Genomic DNA, 18,766 nt, shown 5'->3' with positions numbered 1-18,766 from the left:
CGACTCTCTTAGAAAAATTCCAGATAGCTCTTCATTTCCCAATCGGAAACGTGGCGCATGTACTCGAGCCATTCCATCCGTTTGAGCTTGATGAATTCGTCGGCGACCGGACCCAGCGCATCGCAGATCAGACGATCGCGCTCCAGCGCGTCGAGCGCCTGCTCGAGGTTCTGCGGCAGGATGCCGATGCCGTGTTCCTTGAGACGTGCGGGCGACCATTCGTACAGGTTCTCGTTGGCGGGTTCGCCCGGCGACAGTTCGCGTTCCACGCCGTCGAGACCCGCCGCGATCACCGCGGCGGTGGCCAGATAAGGGTTGCATGCGCCATCGGGCAAACGCAGTTCGATGCGCTCTCCCGGCATGCGCACCATCGTCGAGCGATTGTTGTTGCCGTAGCTGATATAAGCCGGCGCCCACGTCGCCCCCGTCAGCGAACGGCCCACCACGAGGCGCTTATACGAGTTGACGGTCGGGTTGCACAGCGCGGCGAGCGCCGGCGCGTGCGCGAGCAGTCCGGCGGTGAACTGGTAGCCGAGCGTCGACAGTCCCATACCGAGCGGGTCGCTTTTGTCGGCGAACAGATTGCGCTCGCCGTCGCCGATCGACATGTGCATATGCATGCCGTTGCCGGGACGATTCGCAAACGGCTTCGGCATGAACGAGCAGATCATGCCCAGCTCGTTCGCGATCTCGGAGGCCGCCATCTTGAAGAACACGTAGTGATCGCAGGAAGTCAGGCAATCGGTATACGTGTAGTTGATTTCGAACTGACCGTTCGCGTCTTCGTGATCGATCTGGTAGACGTCGATGCCCACCGAGCGCATCGATTCGGTGAGCTTTTCCAGGAATACGCGCGTGCGCGACAGTCCTTTGTAGTCGTAGCACGGTTTGGCGAGCGTATCGCTCGGATCGCATGGCTCGATCGCGCCGGTGACCGAGCGCTTCAATAGCGAGAACTCCGGTTCGAGTCCGGTGAACAAGGTCCAGCCGCGTTGCGTAATGCGTGCGACCTGCTTCTTCAACGTGACGCGCGAGTCGTAGGCCCATGGTTTCCTGTCGACATGACCGTCGCAGACGATGCGTGCGAGGCCGTCCTGCCACGGCACGGGCGTGAGCGTCGCGAGATCGCCCACGGCCATGTAGTCGGGGCCGTTCGGCTCGATGCCCACGCCCCAGATAGCGAAGCCCGCAAAGCCTGCGCCCGCGGTGAGCACGCTCCCGAGATGCGCGACCGGCACCGACTTCGCTTTCGCCACGCCGTGAATATCCACGAACTGCGCCAGCACGTACTTCACGCCACGTTGCGTGAGATAGTCTTGCGCTTCCTCAGCCGAGCCAAAGCGGGGCACGCTACCCAACTCGTTGATCGGCAGCTTGCTCGCATCGTTCAGGTTCATCGTCACTCCTTGCAGCAACATTGCAGACTGGTTGACGAGCCATGCCTGTTTGCATGGCCGCGCTAATTTATCAAAGCGAAACAATTTTTCCTATCAGGAAACTACGGAGACGCAGCACTTCCCCCTCGTGAACCCCTTACGCAACCTCCATGCCATGATTACCAACATGAACATTAAATTCATGCTGATAAACACTTCGGGCGGCATAAGGCTGCGGGCTTCTCGTGCGATGCCGCTGTTATTGCGTCAAATCAGTGCGATTTACTTAGGGGATGGTGCTTCGGTGCCCGGGAACGGCACCCTGCTTCTGATAGGTCAGCAGCAATGCTTATGCAAAGCGACGTCGACCAGATGAGGAAATAGTGGCGGCGCGGACACCGTTGGTGCTCTGAACCGCGCCGCTTCCGTAACTTACAGAGCGCGTTGAACCGCGTGCGCTGAATCCGTGACGTCCCTACCCGCACCCGCCACGGTGTTGCAGCCCGTCAGGGAAGCTGCGGCACCTGCCACCAGAAACAGCGCCAGAAAACGCACCCACATATGCACCTCTTGCTCGATAGATTGAATGATCCGGGCGTCCGCCCTTTTTGCTTGCGGATGAGATCGTATCAGCAAATCTGGCTGCGATCGGGCAACCGTCAGGAGACCGCCCGCGAGCCGGCGTTTCGTCGCACGCGCCGTGTTACTGGAACTGAAAGCTCTCGTGTGACACTGCAAACGCTTTCGACCTGAAAATCCACGACCCTTCGCCTTTCTCATGGTCGTTGGTGCAGATCAGCAGATCGTTCGTGCCGGGGACGATCATCGGATGGGTCGTGCGCAGGTGATGCCCCCGCTCGCGCCCGGGAATCAGCACCTGGCCGATCGGGAAGCCGAACCGGTTGAACGCCATCACGCGTCCCTGGCAATACATGGCGACATAGAGGTTGTCGGCCGCGTCGATACTGCACGAGTCGGGGCCGTGATAACCGGTGAAGTGATAAGGAACGCAGGTGCCGTACGGGGCGATGCCGGTGCCGCTGCTGTCGAGTTCGATCAGGTGCAGGCGGTTGGCATTGGTCTCGGTCACCCACAACATGCGCTCGTCGACGGAAAGCGCGACACCGTTCGGCCCGGCCATTTTCTCGAGGATCGGCGTGACGGTGCGCCAATCGGCCGACACGTGATAGACGCCCCCGGTCGGCTCGCACGACGTGCCCACGAAATGCGTGAAGTAGAAGCCGCCATCCTTCGCGAACACCAGATCGTCCGCCACGTAGCCGTCGAGAATCGTTCGACGGTTTCCGCCGTCGGGGTCCATCGTGAAGATCTGGCCGTTTTTGAAGTCGCCGAGGCAGCACACGAACAGGCGACCGTCCTTGTGAATCTTGATTGCTGCCGGGTTGAGTCCCTCGGCGCGACAGATTTCCGTCAACTGCCGGCTACCCGTATCGAGACGATAGATCGTGCCGCCGAATACCTCGAGAAAATACAGACGCCCATCGCGATCGAAGCAGAGGCCTTCGAGCTGTTTGAATTCGCTGGACACCTTGAACCAGGGTTCGGCAATCAGCGTCGGGAGAGCCTGCTCGGAGGGCGGAATGGGCGCGAAGCTCAGTTCGGCGGGAAAGTCGGGGATGCGGGTAGTGGGCCCGGACGGATGGTTCATCGCTGTGTCTCCTTGAATAGCCGATGACGGCAGGCCCGATCCAATCGAGCCCTGCCTGGTCTTCAATCATTCTGAAAGACAGCTATAAAGCCAGCCGGTTCAGTCGGCTGTTAACTCGGTTCGACGTGCAGCGTCGACAGGTTCGCATACGGCGGCAACCCGGCAGCATTCGCCAGCGGAGAGACCGCGGCGGACACCAGCCCGGCCAGCACCGCCACGGTTCTGGCAACCGAGCGGGGGCGTCGTGCAAAGAAAGCGGGACCTGGGGCGGGACGTGAAGCAAGCATCGTCAATCCTGTTCGCAATGAAAGATGCCTGCCATGCTGCATTAAATCGCTGCCGCGCCGGATGAAGAAATCGTTAGGTTGGGCCCACGCGTTCGACGTATCGTCGAGCCCGCCTAACAGCGTCGCGGCAAACGCAGGGCGAACACCGTTCCGTTCGCGTCCGAGCATGCGCCGATCTCGCCGCCATGAGCCTTCGCGATTTCCCGCACGATATACAGTCCGAGCCCGAGGCTGCCCTCCGTGTTCGGGTCGCCTTGATGCATGCCGCGATGCAACGGATCGAAGATACGCTCCAGCGCGTCGATCTCGATGGCCGGGCCGCTGTTCTTCACCGCCAGACAGACCTCGGCCGGCTCACCGTTCAACGTGACGCATACCGGCTCGTCCGGCGCGCCGTAGCGAAGCGCGTTCAACACCAGATTGCCGAGTAGTTGCTGCAAACGGCGGCCGTCCCAGACACCCGCGCAGTCGCCGCACGCACGCCACTCGATATGGCGATCGGGATGCGCGGCCTGCAACTGGCCGATTTCGTCGGCGAGCAGGTCGGCCAGATCGACAGCGGCCGGCGCGATATTGATGCCGAGGCCAAGCCGCGTCCGGTTGAAATCGAGCATATCGTCGAGTAGCCCCTGCATACGCTCGCCGCCGCGAATCAGGCGCGCTGCGGCGGCCGACACTTTCTCGCCCGCATTCAACGCGACCAGATACGACGCGGTCGCCTGGATAGTCTGCAGCGGGCTGCGCATATCGTGTCCCAGCATGCCGATCAACAGGTTGCGAGCCTGGTCCACCTGCGCGCTGAAATACCCGACCGACTCGGCAACCGCCTGATCGATCGCTTCATTGAAACGGATGATGTCGCCCTGATCGGGCGCACCGGGCTGACACGCAGCGAGCCACAGACGCAACACGCTGGCGCGTAAGGCACGGTACTCCGCAACGAGTTGGGTGATGTCGAAGCCGCCGCGCGCGCGCAGTATCGCGTGCGTCTGGGCCGCCGTTTCCGGTGCGCCCGCAAGTGTGGGCATCTGTCCCGTCGATTTCGCCAGTTCCGCCTCGGCGCTTTGCGAGGTCCACAGATCGTTGGCCACGGCTTCGAGAATCTGCTGCGCGTGATCGCGCAACGCCGACGAGCGCAGATTCGCGGCCGCCGGCAACAGGGTGCGGGCAAACTTTTCCCAGTCCGCGAGAATCGCTTCCATGTCGTGACGGATGAAATCGGCGAGTCGCATAGCTTGTCCTCATGTGCCTCGAACAGCGCAGTGTGAAGGCCAATCCTGACCAGTCGGTCAAACAGGTGCAGAGCGCCGCCGGCCGCCCCGACACTGTGCCTGATGCACGTTTTGTGTGCCGCGAACGACTGGCGAAGCGGATTCGAATGAGTCCGCGCACGCTTCGATCGACCCCGCCGTTGCCCGGCTCGTCAGGCCGGATTCCGCAAACCTGTCCGACCGGTCAGATAGGCACGAACGTTGCATTGTGTGGCCGCCGCTAGCGTAAGGCCGCGTAAAGCAGCGGATTGACCGCTACGCACCGGCCAATTGCCAGCAAATGAACAGGACCGACTGCGAGACTACACTATGACTCTTCTGCATGTGCCCGTTATCGACCTTGGGCCGTATTTCGAGGGCACACCCGAAGGCCGCGCGAAGGTGGCGAAGGAAGTCGACGAAGCGTGCCGCAGTATCGGCTTTCTCGTCATCAGGAATCACGGCGTGCCGGCCGAACTGATCGACCGCGTGACGAAGGTCTCGCGCGAATTCTTCGCGCTACCGCTCGCGGAGAAACGCAAGGTGGACCGTCCGCGCATCGACGCGGTACGCGGCTACAGCGCAGTGGGCGAAGAAGGCCTCTCGTATAGCCTCGAAGAAGCCACGCCCGGCGACCTGAAGGAATCGTTTTCGATCGGTCCCGCCAACGTGCCCAACGACGATTACCACCGCGGCCCCGCTGCCGGCCCGCACTTCGAACCGAACGTCTATCCGCCCATCGCCGGTTTCCAGCAGGCATGGGACGAGTACTTTCTCGTGATGAGCGAACTGTCGCGTTCGCTGATGCGCATCTTCGCGCTCGCGCTCGCGTTGCCGGAACATTTCTTCGACGATCGTATCGATCACCATATCAGCATGTTCCGCGTGCTCAGTTATCCGGCCCAGCGCGAAGCGCCGCTGCCGAACCAGTTGCGCGCCGGCGCGCACAGCGACTACGGCAGCCTGACCATCGTGCGCCCCGACGACCGCGGCCTGCAGGCCGTGAACCGCGCGGGCGAATGGGTCGACGTGCCGCTGATCGACGACGCGCTGGTAGTGAACATCGGCGATCTGATGATGCAGTGGACCAACGATCAATGGATTTCGACCATGCATCGCGTGGAGAACCCGCCGTTCGACATCGCCGCTACGAATCGCCGGCAGTCGCTGGTGTTCTTCCATCAGCCGAACTATGACGCCATGGTCGAGTGTCTGCCCGGCTGTCTCGCTGCGGGAGAGAGCCCGCGCTATGCGCCGATTTCCTCCGGCGATCACCTGCGCTCGAAGTTCGTCAAGCAGACGACCTTCGGCGGCACGGTGGAGGCAGCCTGAATGGCGCATCTCTCGTATGTGAACGTGTTCGCGCGCGACGTGGTCGCGTTGTCGGGTTTCTATCAGCACGTGTTCGGCTTCGCGGAAATCGAGGCGATCCGCTCGCCGATTTTTCGCGGGCTCGCTACCGGCAAGTCGAGCCTCGGCTTCAACGCGCTCGATGCCTATGCGCTGCTGCATCTCGAAGATCACGCTGAAACCCGCGGCGTCAAGTTCCTGCTGAACATCGACGTGGATAGTCAGGCCGACGTGGACCGCATGGTGCCGCTCGCGGTCGCGGCCGGCGCGACGCTCGTGAAGCCGCCCTACGTGACCTACTACAACTGGTACCAGGCGGTGCTGCTGGACCCGGAAGGCAACGTGTTCCGTATCAACTTCATGATGTAGGCAACGCAGTAAAAAACTGCAGAAGCCATCGCAACAACCCGCACGGCAAAAAGAAAATCGTCTGCGACGCGTGGCGTCCGCAGTCCCCTGACCTTTTTTATCCGACCACCGCCCATGCTCCGCAAGCTGCTTACAGGTATCACACTCGCGTCGCTCCTTTGCTGCGCCGCGCCGGTCTTCGCCGACGGCTTCACGCTCAAGGGTCCGCCGAAAATCGCCATGCTCTACTTCGGTCCGAAAAACGACGGCGGCTGGACCGAGTCGTTCGACGAAGCGCGCAAGAAGATGGAAGCCGCGCTCGGCCAGAAAATCCAGTTCGTCGAGAGCATTCCGGAAGATTCGTCGGCCATTACACCGGTCGCGGAGCGCTTCATCCAGCGCGGCGCGAATATCGTGATCGGCACGGCGTTCGGTTACTCGGATACCTTCAAGCAGCTTGCCGCCAGGCACCCGGACGTCGCGTTCCTGAACGCGTCGGGCACCACCAACGCGCCGAACCTCGAATCGTTCTACGGTCGCACGTATGAAAGCCAGTACCTCTGCGGCATGGCCGCAGCCGCGGCCTCGAAGACGGGCAAGCTCGGCTTCGTCGCGGCGAATCCGTTCGGCGTGGTCAACTGGACCATCAACGCCTACGAACTCGGCGCGCAGAAGATCAATCCGAATGCGACGCTCACCGTCATCTACACGGGTGCGTGGAACGATCCGGTGAAGGAGCGCGCCGCTGCAATGGCTTTGATCGATCACGGCGCCGACGTGATCGGCCAGCACGTCGATACACCGACGCCGCAAATCGTCGCGCAGGAACGCGGCGTGTACGGCACGGGACACCACCGCGATCTGCGCCAGTTCGCGCCGAAGGCGACGGTGTGCTCGTCGGTGTGGGTGTGGGACAAATTCCTGATTCCCGAAGTGCGCAAGATCGAAGCGGGTAACTGGAAGCCCTCGCCGACCGGCGCGCTGATCGAGATGAAAGACGGCGGCACCGATATCGCCGGCTTCGGCGCAGCGGTTCCGGCGGACAAACAGAAAATCATCATGGCCGAGCGCGACGCGATCATCCATGGCAAGCAGATTTATGCGGGCCCGCTGTCGGACCGCGACGGCAAACTGCGCGTGCCGGCCGGCAGCGTGTTGAGCGACGGCGACCTGTGGAAGATGGACTGGTTCGTCAAAGGCGTGACCGCACAGAAATGAGCGCACGCCAATGAGCGATCTGCCTGAAGGCGCGAGCCCCGCGCCCCGCCCGTCCGATGCGCTGTCGCTCAGCGGCATCCGCAAGAGTTTCGACGGCTTCGTCGCGCTCGACGACGCGCACTTCACCGTGCGCTGGGGCGAGGTGCATGCGTTGCTCGGCGAGAACGGCGCGGGCAAATCCTCGCTGATGAACATCGCGGCCGGCCTCTACACGCCCGAGGCCGGCGTGCTGCTGGTCGACGACAATCCCGTGCGTTTCGGCGGCCCACGTGATGCGGCGCGTGAGCACATCGGCATGGTGCACCAGCATTTCAAGCTGGTGGCGCCGTTCACGGTGCTCGAAAACATCATGCTGGGGCTGCCCGAAGAGACCTTCGAGCGCACGCTCTCGCATGGCCGCAAGCTGATCGCGCTGCGCGAGATGATCCACCGGCAGGCGCAGGCACTCGGCTTCGACATCGACACCGGGCGGCGGATCTCGCAACTCTCGGTGGCCGAGCAGCAACGCGTCGAAATTCTGAAAGTGATGCTTGCGGGCGCACGCATTCTGATTCTCGACGAACCGACCGCCGTGCTGACCGACACCGAAGCCGCGCGTCTGCTCGAGACGGTGCGCACACTCGCGCGCCAAGGCGCGGCGGTAGTGCTCGTCACGCACAAGATTGCCGACGTGCGCCGTTACGCGGATCGCGTCACCGTGATGCGCGCGGGCCGCACCGTGACCACGCTCGATCCGCGCGACGTGGACGAGGCCGAACTGGTGCGCCTGACAGTGGGCGAAGCCGCCACGGTGCCGGCCCGACCGCGCGCCGAACCCGGGCCCACGCGGCTGACCTTGCGCGACGTGCGGACCTCGGCGGCGAACGGTCCGCCCGCGCTCGCGGGTATCGATCTGCAGGTGCGGGCGGGCGAGATCTACGGCGTCGCGGGCATTGGCGGCAACGGTCAGAGCGAACTCGCGGGCGCCATCATGGGACTCGTGCCCGTGCAAACCGGCGTGCTGGAGTTCGCCGAAGCCGGCGACCTGCGCGCGCTCGATACCGAAGCGCGCCGCGAACTCGGCATCGCGTCGATTCCGGCGGACCGCTACCGGCTGGCGCTGGCCGGCGATCTGTCGGTGGCCGAGAACTTCGGCGTCGGCCAGGTGCATAGCGGCCGCTACGGCAGTTTCCTGCGCCTCGACCGCGCGCGACTCGAGGCCGATGCGCTCGCCGCAGTCGCGGCCTTCGACGTGCGCGGCGTGCGTTCGCCGAACCAGAAAACCGCTGGCCTGTCCGGCGGCAATGCGCAGAAACTCGTGATCGCGCGCGAGTTCAGCCGCACGCTGCGTTTCGTGCTGGCGCATAGCCCGAGCCGCGGACTCGATGCGCGCGCCGGCGCGCAGGTGCACGAACGCTTGCGGATGGCGCGCGACCAAGGCGCGGCCGTGCTGCTCATCAGCGAAGACCTCGATGAAGTGCTGGCGCTGGCCGATCGTGTCGGCGTGATCGTGCGTGGGCGCATCGTCGCCGAATTCGCCGCGCCGGCCGACCGGCTCGCCGTCGGTCAGGCGATGGTCGCCACTAAGTCTGCCAATGGATCGCCGCCCAACGGATCGCCGCCCGACGGCCCTGCTCACCCCGAACTGTTGCAAGCATGACGCCGACACAACCCGACACGCGTAAAGAACCGCTCATCGCATCGTCCTCGCGCATGCCACGTCAACCTCTCCTGTCGCGCCGTTACACGCTCGAACTGCGCCAGGAAGTAAGCCGCGCGCGTCGTGCCGCGATCTTCGCGCTGGCGCTGGCTGCCGGTCTCGCGCTGAGCGGCGCGATCCTGATGGCGGCCGGCGTTTCGGCCGGCGATCTGCTCGACGAGTTCCTTGTACAGACGCTGTTCGACCGCGAGAGCCTGCGCGCCGTGCTGTTCCAGGCCGCGCCGCTGGTGCTGGTCGGGATTGCCGCAGCCATCGCGTTTCGCGCGCGCTTCTGGAATCTCGGCCTCGAAGGTCAGATGATCTTCGGCGCGATCGGCGCGACCGGCATCTCGTTCTACGACGTCGGCCCGCACGCGACGCGTCTCTGGTTGATGCTGCTCGCCTCGCTGATCTGCGGATTGCTGTGGGTCGTGCTGCCGCTCGTGCTGAAAGTGAAGCTCGGCATCAACGAGATCATTTCGAGCCTCATGCTCAACTACGTCGCCGCGAATTTTCTGCTGCAACTCGTCTATGGACCGTGGCAAGACCCTAAGGATTCGTTTCCGCATTCGCCGCAGTTTCCGGATTTCGCGCTGCTGCCGCATCTGCCCGGGCAGATCAGCAGCGCGATCCTGTTCGCGGCCGTCGTCACGCTCGCGGCCTGGTGGTTCACCGAACGCAGCCGCGCCGGTCTGTACCTGCGCTTTCTGCATGCGAGCGAAAGCGTCGCCGGTGCGCTCGGCGTGCCGGTGCGTCATCTGCTGACCGGCACCGTGCTGCTGTCGGGCGCGGTGGCGGGCATGTCGGGCTTCCTGATCGCGGTCGGTCAGGAAGGCCGGCTCACGCAGTCGTTTTATACGGGTTACGGCTTCTCCGGCGTGCTGATCGCTTTTCTGGCGCGCAACAATCCGCTCGGCGCGAGCGCCGTGGCCATTCTCGTTGCGGTGCTGTTCGTCTCCGGACGCAGCCTGCAGGTCTTCTACCAGATTCCATTTTCGATGGTCCAGCTGATCCAGGCGATTCTCGTCATCAGCGTGGCCGCTTCGGATTTCTTCGTGCGTCACCGGTTCTGTCCGGTCGTCAGCGAAAGGCAATGACATGGCACTGATCGCTTCCTGGCTCGGCAATCTGCCCGACTTCGCCACACCGTTCGCGCTCGCCGCACTCGGACTGATCATTCCCGAACGCGCGGGCGTGCTCTCGCTCGGGGCCGAAGGGCTGATGCTGGTCGGCGCGCTGGCCGGCATCGGCGCCCAATTGCAACTGCACTCGCCCGGCCTCGCGCTGGTCTGCGCGATGGCCGCGGCGTCCGCCGTCTCCGTGCTGTTCGCCGTGCTCACCGTGTGGCTGCGTATCAACCAGATCATCGCGGGGCTCGCGCTGGTGTTTCTTTGCGAAGGCGGCACGAGCCTGCTCGGCACGCTGCTCGACTGGACCAATCATCCAGTGCAGGGTTTGCCTTCGCTGCCATTGGGACCGCTTGCGCAATTGCCGCTGGTGGGTGGGCTGTTCCATCAGAATCTCGTCGTGTATCTGACGCCGTTCCTGTTCGCCGCGGTCGCCTGGTATTTTCAGCGGACCACGCCGGGGTTGCGCCTGCGCGCGGTCGGCGAGAATCCGCAGGCCGCCGATGCCGCCGGTGTCGCCGTTCTGCGCTACCGCTTTCTGGCGATTCTGGTCGGCTCGGCGCTGGTCGGACTGGCGGGCGCGTATTTGTCTGTCATCAGCACCAAACTGTGGATTGCCGGCGTGACCGGCGGGCGCGGCTGGATTGCGGTCGGGCTCGTCATCTTCGCGCGCTGGTCGCCATGGCGAGCGCTTGCGGGCGCGTTGCTGTTCGGCAGCATCGAAGCGCTGATTCCCCAACTCAATGCCGCCGGCGTCGCCTTGCCGCAGTACTTCGTGCTGATGACGCCGTACGTGATCACGCTCGGCGTGATGGTCTGGGTAGCGTGGATGAAGCGCGGCGACCAGGACGCGCCCGGCGCGCTCGGCGAGCCTTATCTGCGCGAAGAACGGCGCTGAAGCGACGACGGCGTAACGGTCCATCACAACAACATCTGTCTGCTTTTTGAACCGGCCCAATTGGCCGCAACTGGGGAAAATTCGTGAAAAAATTCGGCATCAAGTCTGGTGGTTCGGGTCTTGCCTACAGCGCGCTGACGCTGGCCGGTTTGCTGGCCGGCGCGTCGTCCGCCCAGGCGCAATCGAGCGTGCAACTCTATGGTCAGGTCGACGAATGGGTCGGCGCGCAGAAATTCCCCGGCAGCAAAACCTCCGTGCAGGTGTCCGGCGGCGGCATGTCGACGTCGTACTGGGGCTTGAAGGGTTCCGAAGATCTGGGCAACGGCTACAAGGCGATCTTCGCGCTGGAAGGCTTCTTCCTCGCACAGAACGGCCAGTACGGCCGCTTCACCGGCGACACGATGTTCTCGCGTAACGCGTACGTCGGCGTCGAATCGCCGTACGGCACCGTGACCGCCGGCCGTCTGACCACGCCGCTGTTCGTGTCGACCATCCTGTTCAACCCGTTCATCGACTCCTACGAATTTTCGCCGATGGTGTGGCACACCTACCTCGGCCTCGGCACCTTCCCGACCTACTCGACCGACCAGGGCGTGACCGGCGACTCCGGCTGGAGCAACGCGGTGGAATACGCGTCGCCGAACTTCAACGGCCTGACGGCGACCGCGATGTACGCGCTCGGCAATACGACGCAGAACGGCGCGAAGAAGTGGAGCGGCCAGGTGTTGTACTTCCACGGCCCGTTCGCGGCGACCGCCGTCTACCAGTACGTGAACTTCAACAACTCGCCGAGCGACTTGGGCAGCCTCGCCGCATCGGGCGTTCCGGGTTTGAAGAGCCAGAGCGTCGCGCAAGCCGGCGTGTCGTACGACCTGAAGTACGTGAAGTTCTTCGGCCAGTACATGTACACGTACGACCAGCAGACCATTTCGAGCTGGCATGTGAACACGGCGCAAGGCGGCGCGTCGATCCCGGTCGGCCCGGGTACGGTGATGGCGTCGTATGCGTACTCGCGTGACGGCGGCGGTTACGACCAGACGCGTCAGACCGCGGCACTCGGTTATGACTACCCGCTGTCGAAGCGTACCGACGTGTACGCGGCCTACATGTACGACCACATCAGCAACATGTCGAGCGGCAACACCTACGGTGTGGGTCTGCGCGCGAAGTTTTAACGGATGTAACCGGGCCGCTTCAAGGGCGGCCCTTCACCTGACCTTTTTCTCCGAACATGACTGCACCGTTTAGCAAAGTTTGCTGGAAGCTCGATCCGCGCCGCACGGCACTGATCATCGTCGATATGCAGCGGGTTTTCTGCGATCCGGACGGCGCGCTTTACGTGCCCTCCACCGTCGATATCGTCGACACGATCAGCGGGCTCGCGCAGCGTTGTCGCGCGGCGCAGATGCCGGTGATTTATCTGCGTCACGTCGTGCGTGGCGACGGCAGCGATACGGGCCGGATGCGCGATCTCTATCCGAACGTCGATACGATTCTCGCGCGCGGCACGCCAGGCATCGAGATTATCGATGCGCTATCGCCGCAGCTCGACGATATCGTCGTCGACAAGCTGTTTTACAGCGGGTTTCATAACACCGATCTCGACACGATCCTGCGTGCGCGGGACGTCGATACGATCATCGTGTGCGGGACGGTGACGAACGTGTGCTGCGAGACGACCGTACGCGATGCCGCGCATCGCGAGTACAAGGTCGTCGTGCTGGCCGATGCCAACGCGGCCATGCCTTACCCCGACATGGGCTTCGGAGCGGTCACGGCGGAAGACGTGCAGCGCGTGTCGCTGACCGCGATGGCTTATGAGTTCGCGGAGGTGACGGATACGGCGGGGGTGGTGGCGCGGATCGAGGCGGCGGCGGGTGGGCGCTGAGGGTGGGAGCTCGCCCCCCTCTCACGACACCCGCACGCCCCCCCTCTCGACCCTCGGCGTCGGCAAACAGAACATCCCCACCGCGCCGATCAGCAGAATCGCGCCGATTCCATACAGCCCCGCCGCGAAACTCCCGGTCGAAGCCTTCAACGAGCCGATCAGGATCGGGCTGACGAAGCCGCCCAGTTGCCCGAGCGAACTCACCAGCGCAAGCCCGGCGGCAATCGTCGTCGCCGACAGATACTGCGTGGCGGCCGCCCAGAACGTGGCGAAGCCGGAGAAGATGCCGATTGCCGCCAGCGACATCGCGACCAGCGCGATCGGCAGACTATGCGAGGCCGCGCCCAACGCGGCAATGCCGATCGCGCCCGCCAGCAACGACGCGATGCAATGCCAGCGACGCTCCGCGGTCTGATCGGAATGGCGTCCCATCAACACCATGCCGATGCCGCCGCACGCATAGGGAATCGCGGTGAGCCAGCCAATCTGCACATGCGTACCGCCGACGAACACCGATTTGATGATGGCCGGAATCCAGAACGAAATCGTGATCACGCCGGCCACCAGCGCGAAGTAGATCAGCGTCAGCACATAGATGCGGGCGTTTTTCAGCAGCACTAGCAGACTGTGCCAGTCGCCATGCCGGCCTGCGGAATGGTCGTCGACCAGCGCCCGCTCCAGAATCTGCCGTTCACGGTTATCGAGCCAGCGCGCGTCGGACGGACGATCGTCGAGAATCAGCATGACGGCAAGGCCGAGCAGGATCGACGGCAATCCTTCGATCAGAAACATCCATTGCCAGGCGGCCCAGCCGTTCACCCCGTCGAAGTTCTGCAAGATCCAGCCGGACAGCGGGCCGCCGAGCAAACCGGAAAACGCCACCGGCGTCATGAACAGCGCGACGATCTTCGCGCGCCGTTGTGCCGGATACCAGTACGTCAGATAAAGAATCACGCCGGGAAAGAAACCGGCCTCCGCCACGCCGAGCAGGAAGCGCAATATATAGAACGATTCCGGCGTGCGCACGAACATCATCGCGCTCGAGATCGCTCCCCACAGAATAAGGATTCGCGACAGCGTTTTACGCGCGCCGATCTTTTCCATCAGCAGGTTGCTCGGCACTTCGAACAGCAGATAGCCGATAAAGAAAATGCCGCCGCCCAGTCCGAAAATCGCGGTCGAAAACTTCAGGTCGCTGCTCATCGACGCCTGCGCGAAACCGATGTTGATGCGGTCCACGTAGGCCGCGAAATAGCACAGCAGCAGCACGGGAATGAGCCGCCACGAAACTTTCGTATAGACGCTTGCCACAGCGGGTTCGTCTTCCGGAACAACGGTCGGTGCAATTTCCATGATCTCCTCCAGATTGAATCCGCCCGGCCGATCCGCGAACGCCGGGGGTCGGTTTTTTTATTTGACTGCGGTAGCAAGCCCGATCAACGGGTTCAGGCCGGTGTGGGTGACATGTCCCAGTAACTTGCGCCCGAGTGTGGTCTCGCAGGTGTTGGCAAGCGCGAGCAGTGCCTTCAGATCGATACCGGTTGCAATGCCCATCGACTCGAACAGGTTCACGAGGTCTTCCGTGCAGACATTGCCGGTGTAACCACCGCCATAGGTGAGCCCGGCCGGATGTCCGCCCACGCCGCCGAGCGCCGAGTCGAAATAGCGGACGCCGGCGTCGTAGGCCGCCACGCAATTCACGAGGCCGGTGCCGCGCGAGTCGTGAAAATGCGCGACGAGTTCCACTTCCGGACACGCTCGCGCAATCTGTCCGGCCAGCGCCGCGACGCTGGCCGGCGTCGCCATGCCGGTCGTGTCGCCCAGCGCGACCAGGCGGATGCCGAGCGACAGGAACCGCTCGACGTCGCGAAGGACTTGCGCGGGATCGACATAGCCTTCGAACGGGCAGCCGAACGCCACCGAGATCGTGCCGACGATCCGGAAACCGTCACCGGCCTGCGCGCGCATGCTGGCGACGTTGTCCCACTGATCCGCGCGACTGCGTTTCAGGTTTTTCAGCGAATGCGATTCCGATGCGGAGACCAGAAAGCTGATTTCGTTCGCGCCAAAACCGGCCTCGCGATCCGCGACGGCCCGCTCGACGGCGCGCACGTTCGCACAGGTCGCTTTGTAGAAGACGCCGGCTTCGCGCGGCAGCGTGCGCAGCACGTCGCTGGCATCGGCGAACTGCGGCACGACCTTGGGATTCGAATACGAGGTCGCTTCGATCCGCTCGAAACCGGCCGCCGCGATCTGCTGGATCAGCCCGGCTTTCACGCCCGCCTCCAGCACCTGCGTTTCGTGCTGCAAGCCATCGCGGGCGAAACATTCGCAGATCACCACGTCGCGGCTTGGGCTCGCAGTCTCACGGACCGCGGACAGACTGGCGTGATCGTTCATTGGGCCGCCTTTTTACCGTAGCCGCGCATCATCACGTTGGCATCGCGGCCGACCGCCAGCGCTTCGTCGAACGGCAGATTCGCGACGCGATAGAACAGCCGCTTGGTGGCCTGCATCGCTTGCGGCGACCAGCCGGCCAGTTGCTCGGCGAGGCCGACCGCGCGCTCGCGCAATTTATCGGGCGGGACGCATTCGTGAGCCAGGCCGAGATCCACGGCGGTTCGACCGTCGAGAAGCCGGCCCGTCGAGACCAGCCCGAACGCGGTCTTCTGACCCACCTGACGGACCAGATTCGCCATCACGATGGCCGCGACGATACCGTGCTTCAACTCGGGGTAGCCAAGCCGCAGGTCGTCGGCAACGACCATCAGATCGCAGGCCAGCGCGAGTCCCGCGCCGCCGCCCAGCGCATTGCCCTGCACCGCGGACACGATGGGTTTGGCGGTGCGCGGGAATGCGGCGTGCAAGGAGGCGGTCAGGTCGGCGCGGCGGTTCGCGGCGTCCGCGCCGTGGGCGGCGGCTCTCTCTTCGCCATTAGCGTTTTCATTGTGGTCGCCGTTGCCATTGCCGCTACCCGACAGCGTCGCGAACTCGCTCGTGTCCGCTCCGGCGCAGAACGACTTGCCCGTGCCGGCCAGCACGATCGCGTGAACGCTGTCGTCCGCGGCCGCCGCGCTCAACGCATCGACCAGCGCGGCCGTCAAACCGGTATTCAGCGCATTGTGTTTCGCCGGGCGGTTCATCGTCAGGACGCGCACCGCGGCGTGATTCTCTACCAGAAGCTCTTCCATCGTCGTTCCATCGAAAGCAGTTAAGGACTCAGGTGGCGGAGGCGCTCGTGAACACCACCCGCTGTTCGATCAGGCGCGCGATCTCCGTTTCCGGCAGCCCCATTTCCGCGAGCACGGCGCGGGTGTCGCGGCCCAGCCGCGGAACCGTCGTGCGCTCGCGCTCGTGGGCACCGGGCGGCAAGCCTGGGACCGCCGGCAGCGGCAAGCCGGCAGCGACACCCGCGACGCCATCGAGCATCAGCCGCCCAAACACCTGTGCATGCCGAACTTGCGGATCGTCGACGAACGCGTCGTAATCGTTGACCGCCGCACACAACACGTCCTGCGCCTGCAGGCGCTCGACCCACGAAGCGGTCGTCGCGCCGACCAATACGTCGGCGATTCGCGCATTGATATCGGCCGCATGTTGCAGACGCTGCTCGTTGGTGGCCCAGTCCGGGTGGCTCACCCATTCGTCCTGACCGAGCGCACGGCACAAGCCAAAGAACATCTCGTTGCGCAAGGCCGTGACGTTGATGAACCCATCGGCGGTCTGGAAGGTGCCGGACGGCACCGTGACCGGCACGCGCTTCTCGCCCGCGAACATGAAATGGTCGAGGATCGGGATGGTCTGCAACGAGGCCGCCACTGCCAGCAGCGAGATATCGAGGCGCCGGCCGAGCCCGCTCTTCGCCTGCGCAAACAGCGCCGCGCCGACGCTCTGCGCGGCGTACACGCCGCAAGCGGCATCCACGGCGAGCATGCCGATGCGGCGCGGCGTACCGGCGCCGTCGCGGTTCATCACCATCATTCCGCTCAAGGCCTGGATGACCGAGTCGGAACCCGCACGGGCCCGATAGGGACCGTCGGGCCCGAACCCGGTAATCGACACCACGACGAGGCCCGGATTGCAGGCGTGGAGCGCCTCCTGTGACAACCCCAGCTTGTCCATCACGCCCGGCCGGAAACTTTCGATCACGACGTCGGCCCGCTCGACGCATTGCAGCAACAGCGCGCGCCCTTCAACCAGGGTCGCGTCGATGCAGATCGCGCGCTTGCCGACATTGGCGCCGATGCTCAGCGCCGTCAGTCCGTCCTTGCCGCCGCCCATCAGCCGCGCCCAGTCGCCGGCCGGCGGTTCGACCTTGACGACGTTCGCGCCCTGGCGCGCGAGCAGCGAGCCGCAGTACGGACCGGCGATACCCTGACTCAGGTCGAGGACGCGCAAGCCCGCGTAGGGCGCTCCCTCACCGTCATAGGCACTCACAACCGGTCCTCCTGCGTCTCTTCCTGCGGCGCGGACAACTGCAGCGCACCGCTTTCCACCAGCGCGTCGATCCGCGCGTCGGAATAGTTCAGCTCGCGCAGCACCTCGGCGGAATGTTCCGCGAAACGCGGCGGGCGCAGCCGCACGCCACCGGGCGTACGCGAGAGCTTGGCCGGCACGCCGACGCCTTCGTAGCCGTCCAGCGACACCCGCATGTTCCGGTGCAGCGTATGCGGATCGGACAACGCACGGCCGACGTCGCGAACCGGTCCCGCGGGCACGCCCGCGGCGGTCAGCGACGCGCACAGCGCTTCGCCGTCGATCTGCCTGAGTTCGGCGTCGAGCAGTTCGCGCAATTCGGCCCGATGCTGGATGCGCGCCGGGTTCGTGCTGTAGCGGGCATCGGCGGCGAGCTCGGGCCGGCCGATCGCCTGCACGAACGAGCGGAACTGCCGGTCGTTGCCGACGCCGATGAAGACATCGGTCGACGCCGTCGAAAACTTGTCGTACGGCACGATGTTCGGATGCCCGTTGCCGAGCAGCGGTTGCGGTTTGCCCGACATGAACCAGTTGGCGGCCGGCGGATGCAGCAGCGTCAACGCAACGTCGTACAGCGCGATATCGAGAAACTGTCCATGCCCCGAACGCTCGCGCTCGAACAGCGCAAGCAGCACGCCGATCACGCTGACCTGCCCCGTCGCCAGATCGATGATCGGCACGCCGATGCGGGTCGGCCCACTGGCCGGATTGCCGTTGATGCTCATGAGACCCGACATTGCCTGCACGACCGCGTCGTAGCCCGGCATCGCGCCCATCGGACCGTCTGCGCCGAAGCCGCTGATCCGGCAATAGATCAGGCGCGGAAAGCGTTTTTGCAGGACTTCGGTAAAGCCGAGCCCCCAGCGCTCCATCGTGCCGATCTTGAAGTTCTCGATCAGGATGTCGGCGTCCTCCAGCAGATCGAGCACGATCTCGCGCGCATCGTCGCGCGTGAGGTCGAGCGCGATGCCGCGCTTGTTGCGGTTCACGCCCATGTAATAGGACGCGCCGCCGTCGCGGAACGGCGGCCCCCACAGACGCGTGTCGTCGCCCGCCGGGGACTCGACCTTGACGACATCGGCGCCGTGATCGGCCAGCGTTTGCGCGCAAGCCGGACCCGCCAGCACGCGCGACAGATCGACCACCTTGATACCGCTCAATGCACCACGTGTGCCGGATTGCATCGGAGTTTCCTTGCCAC

Annotated in this window: 17 protein-coding genes; 8 read left to right on the top strand and 9 right to left on the bottom strand. The window is 64.2% G+C overall.

What is annotated here, in order from left to right; genetic code table 11:
- Positions 1-8 precede the first annotated feature (8 nt).
- The 4 genes from glnT to FQ746_RS02250 all read right to left on the bottom strand — a co-directional run bounded on the left by glnT (position 9) and on the right by FQ746_RS02250 (position 4,564).
- Positions 9-1,397: a type III glutamate--ammonia ligase gene (glnT, locus tag FQ746_RS02265; protein ID WP_186310603.1), complete on the bottom strand. Its 1,389-nt coding sequence runs from the start codon at positions 1,395-1,397 to the stop codon at positions 9-11.
- 682 nt (positions 1,398-2,079) lie between these two features.
- Entirely contained in the window at positions 2,080-3,045 is a 966-nt protein-coding gene (locus FQ746_RS02255) for an SMP-30/gluconolactonase/LRE family protein (RefSeq protein ID WP_144107123.1), read from the bottom strand.
- A 110-nt stretch (positions 3,046-3,155) separates the two neighbouring features.
- A complete protein-coding gene (locus tag FQ746_RS34640) occupies positions 3,156-3,332 on the bottom strand; it encodes a hypothetical protein (protein ID WP_186310602.1) in 177 nt (58 codons plus the stop codon).
- Between the two features lie 113 nt (positions 3,333-3,445).
- Positions 3,446-4,564 (bottom strand): sensor histidine kinase, encoded by a 1,119-nt coding sequence (locus tag FQ746_RS02250; RefSeq protein WP_144107121.1) that lies wholly within the window; start codon positions 4,562-4,564, stop codon positions 3,446-3,448.
- 348 nt (positions 4,565-4,912) lie between these two features.
- On the opposite strand from FQ746_RS02250, the gene FQ746_RS02245 reads away from it, so the two are divergent.
- From FQ746_RS02245 to FQ746_RS02210, 8 genes are all read left to right on the top strand, one after another.
- Complete coding sequence (locus FQ746_RS02245) at positions 4,913-5,914, top strand: isopenicillin N synthase family dioxygenase (RefSeq protein ID WP_144107119.1); 1,002 nt, start codon at positions 4,913-4,915, stop codon at positions 5,912-5,914.
- A complete protein-coding gene (locus tag FQ746_RS02240; RefSeq protein ID WP_144107118.1) occupies positions 5,915-6,301 on the top strand; it encodes a VOC family protein in 387 nt (128 codons plus the stop codon).
- A 114-nt stretch (positions 6,302-6,415) separates the two neighbouring features.
- Entirely contained in the window at positions 6,416-7,498 is a 1,083-nt protein-coding gene (locus tag FQ746_RS02235; RefSeq protein ID WP_144107116.1) for a BMP family ABC transporter substrate-binding protein, read from the top strand.
- A 10-nt stretch (positions 7,499-7,508) separates the two neighbouring features.
- Positions 7,509-9,137 (top strand): ABC transporter ATP-binding protein, encoded by a 1,629-nt coding sequence (locus FQ746_RS02230; RefSeq protein ID WP_144107114.1) that lies wholly within the window; start codon positions 7,509-7,511, stop codon positions 9,135-9,137.
- Entirely contained in the window at positions 9,134-10,273 is a 1,140-nt protein-coding gene (locus FQ746_RS02225) for an ABC transporter permease (protein WP_144107112.1), read from the top strand. The genes FQ746_RS02230 and FQ746_RS02225 overlap by 4 nt, the downstream gene beginning before the upstream one ends.
- 1 nt (position 10,274) lies before the next feature.
- Positions 10,275-11,201: an ABC transporter permease gene (locus FQ746_RS02220; protein ID WP_144107110.1), complete on the top strand. Its 927-nt coding sequence runs from the start codon at positions 10,275-10,277 to the stop codon at positions 11,199-11,201.
- Between the two features lie 134 nt (positions 11,202-11,335).
- Entirely contained in the window at positions 11,336-12,376 is a 1,041-nt protein-coding gene (locus FQ746_RS02215) for a porin (protein WP_409932354.1), read from the top strand.
- Between the two features lie 56 nt (positions 12,377-12,432).
- On the top strand, positions 12,433-13,089 hold the full coding sequence (locus FQ746_RS02210) for an isochorismatase family protein (RefSeq protein WP_144107108.1): 657 nt from the start codon (positions 12,433-12,435) through the stop codon (positions 13,087-13,089).
- Between the two features lie 21 nt (positions 13,090-13,110).
- Here the strand turns inward: FQ746_RS02210 and FQ746_RS02205 are convergent, their stop codons facing one another.
- The 5 genes from FQ746_RS02205 to FQ746_RS02185 are packed head-to-tail and all read right to left on the bottom strand — an operon-like array spanning position 13,111 to position 18,749.
- The gene (locus FQ746_RS02205) at positions 13,111-14,442 is read right to left on the bottom strand and encodes an MFS transporter (protein ID WP_144107106.1); all 1,332 of its coding nucleotides are present in this window, start codon (positions 14,440-14,442) and stop codon (positions 13,111-13,113) included.
- A gap of 57 nt (positions 14,443-14,499) precedes the next feature.
- A complete protein-coding gene (locus FQ746_RS02200) occupies positions 14,500-15,489 on the bottom strand; it encodes a hydroxymethylglutaryl-CoA lyase (RefSeq protein ID WP_144107104.1) in 990 nt (329 codons plus the stop codon).
- Complete coding sequence (locus FQ746_RS02195; protein WP_144107102.1) at positions 15,486-16,280, bottom strand: enoyl-CoA hydratase/isomerase family protein; 795 nt, start codon at positions 16,278-16,280, stop codon at positions 15,486-15,488. Before FQ746_RS02195 ends, FQ746_RS02200 begins: the two co-directional genes overlap by 4 nt.
- 28 nt (positions 16,281-16,308) lie before the next feature.
- Positions 16,309-17,526, bottom strand: coding sequence for a CaiB/BaiF CoA transferase family protein (locus tag FQ746_RS02190; RefSeq protein ID WP_144107100.1), 1,218 nt, complete (start codon positions 17,524-17,526; stop codon positions 16,309-16,311).
- Positions 17,523-18,749, bottom strand: a complete 1,227-nt coding sequence (locus FQ746_RS02185; protein WP_144107310.1) for a CaiB/BaiF CoA transferase family protein — start codon at positions 18,747-18,749, stop codon at positions 17,523-17,525. Before FQ746_RS02185 ends, FQ746_RS02190 begins: the two co-directional genes overlap by 4 nt.
- Between the last annotated feature and the right edge of the window lie 17 nt (positions 18,750-18,766).

The sequence above is a fragment of the Paraburkholderia sp. BCC1886 genome, assembly GCF_900996245.1.
Lineage (GTDB): Bacteria > Pseudomonadota > Gammaproteobacteria > Burkholderiales > Burkholderiaceae > Paraburkholderia.
Note: the sequence above shows the minus strand (reverse complement) of the source record. Positions and strands in the feature narration are given on the sequence as shown.

Excerpts from the sequence above, each read along its gene's own strand:
- FQ746_RS02235 (WP_144107116.1), top strand. The coding sequence starts at position 6,416 with ATGCTCCGCAAGCTGCTTACAGGTATCACACTCGCGTCGCTCCTTTGC.
- FQ746_RS02200 (WP_144107104.1), bottom strand. The coding sequence starts at position 15,489 with ATGAACGATCACGCCAGTCTGTCCGCGGTCCGTGAGACTGCGAGCCCA.
- FQ746_RS34640 (WP_186310602.1), bottom strand. The coding sequence starts at position 3,332 with ATGCTTGCTTCACGTCCCGCCCCAGGTCCCGCTTTCTTTGCACGACGC.
- FQ746_RS02205 (WP_144107106.1), bottom strand. The coding sequence starts at position 14,442 with ATGGAAATTGCACCGACCGTTGTTCCGGAAGACGAACCCGCTGTGGCA.
- FQ746_RS02185 (WP_144107310.1), bottom strand. The coding sequence starts at position 18,749 with ATGCAATCCGGCACACGTGGTGCATTGAGCGGTATCAAGGTGGTCGAT.
- FQ746_RS02210 (WP_144107108.1), top strand. The coding sequence starts at position 12,433 with ATGACTGCACCGTTTAGCAAAGTTTGCTGGAAGCTCGATCCGCGCCGC.
- FQ746_RS02230 (WP_144107114.1), top strand. The coding sequence starts at position 7,509 with ATGAGCGATCTGCCTGAAGGCGCGAGCCCCGCGCCCCGCCCGTCCGAT.
- glnT (WP_186310603.1), bottom strand. The coding sequence starts at position 1,397 with ATGAACCTGAACGATGCGAGCAAGCTGCCGATCAACGAGTTGGGTAGC.
- FQ746_RS02195 (WP_144107102.1), bottom strand. The coding sequence starts at position 16,280 with ATGGAAGAGCTTCTGGTAGAGAATCACGCCGCGGTGCGCGTCCTGACG.
- FQ746_RS02220 (WP_144107110.1), top strand. The coding sequence starts at position 10,275 with ATGGCACTGATCGCTTCCTGGCTCGGCAATCTGCCCGACTTCGCCACA.
- FQ746_RS02225 (WP_144107112.1), top strand. The coding sequence starts at position 9,134 with ATGACGCCGACACAACCCGACACGCGTAAAGAACCGCTCATCGCATCG.
- FQ746_RS02255 (WP_144107123.1), bottom strand. The coding sequence starts at position 3,045 with ATGAACCATCCGTCCGGGCCCACTACCCGCATCCCCGACTTTCCCGCC.
- FQ746_RS02250 (WP_144107121.1), bottom strand. The coding sequence starts at position 4,564 with ATGCGACTCGCCGATTTCATCCGTCACGACATGGAAGCGATTCTCGCG.
- FQ746_RS02240 (WP_144107118.1), top strand. The coding sequence starts at position 5,915 with ATGGCGCATCTCTCGTATGTGAACGTGTTCGCGCGCGACGTGGTCGCG.
- FQ746_RS02245 (WP_144107119.1), top strand. The coding sequence starts at position 4,913 with ATGACTCTTCTGCATGTGCCCGTTATCGACCTTGGGCCGTATTTCGAG.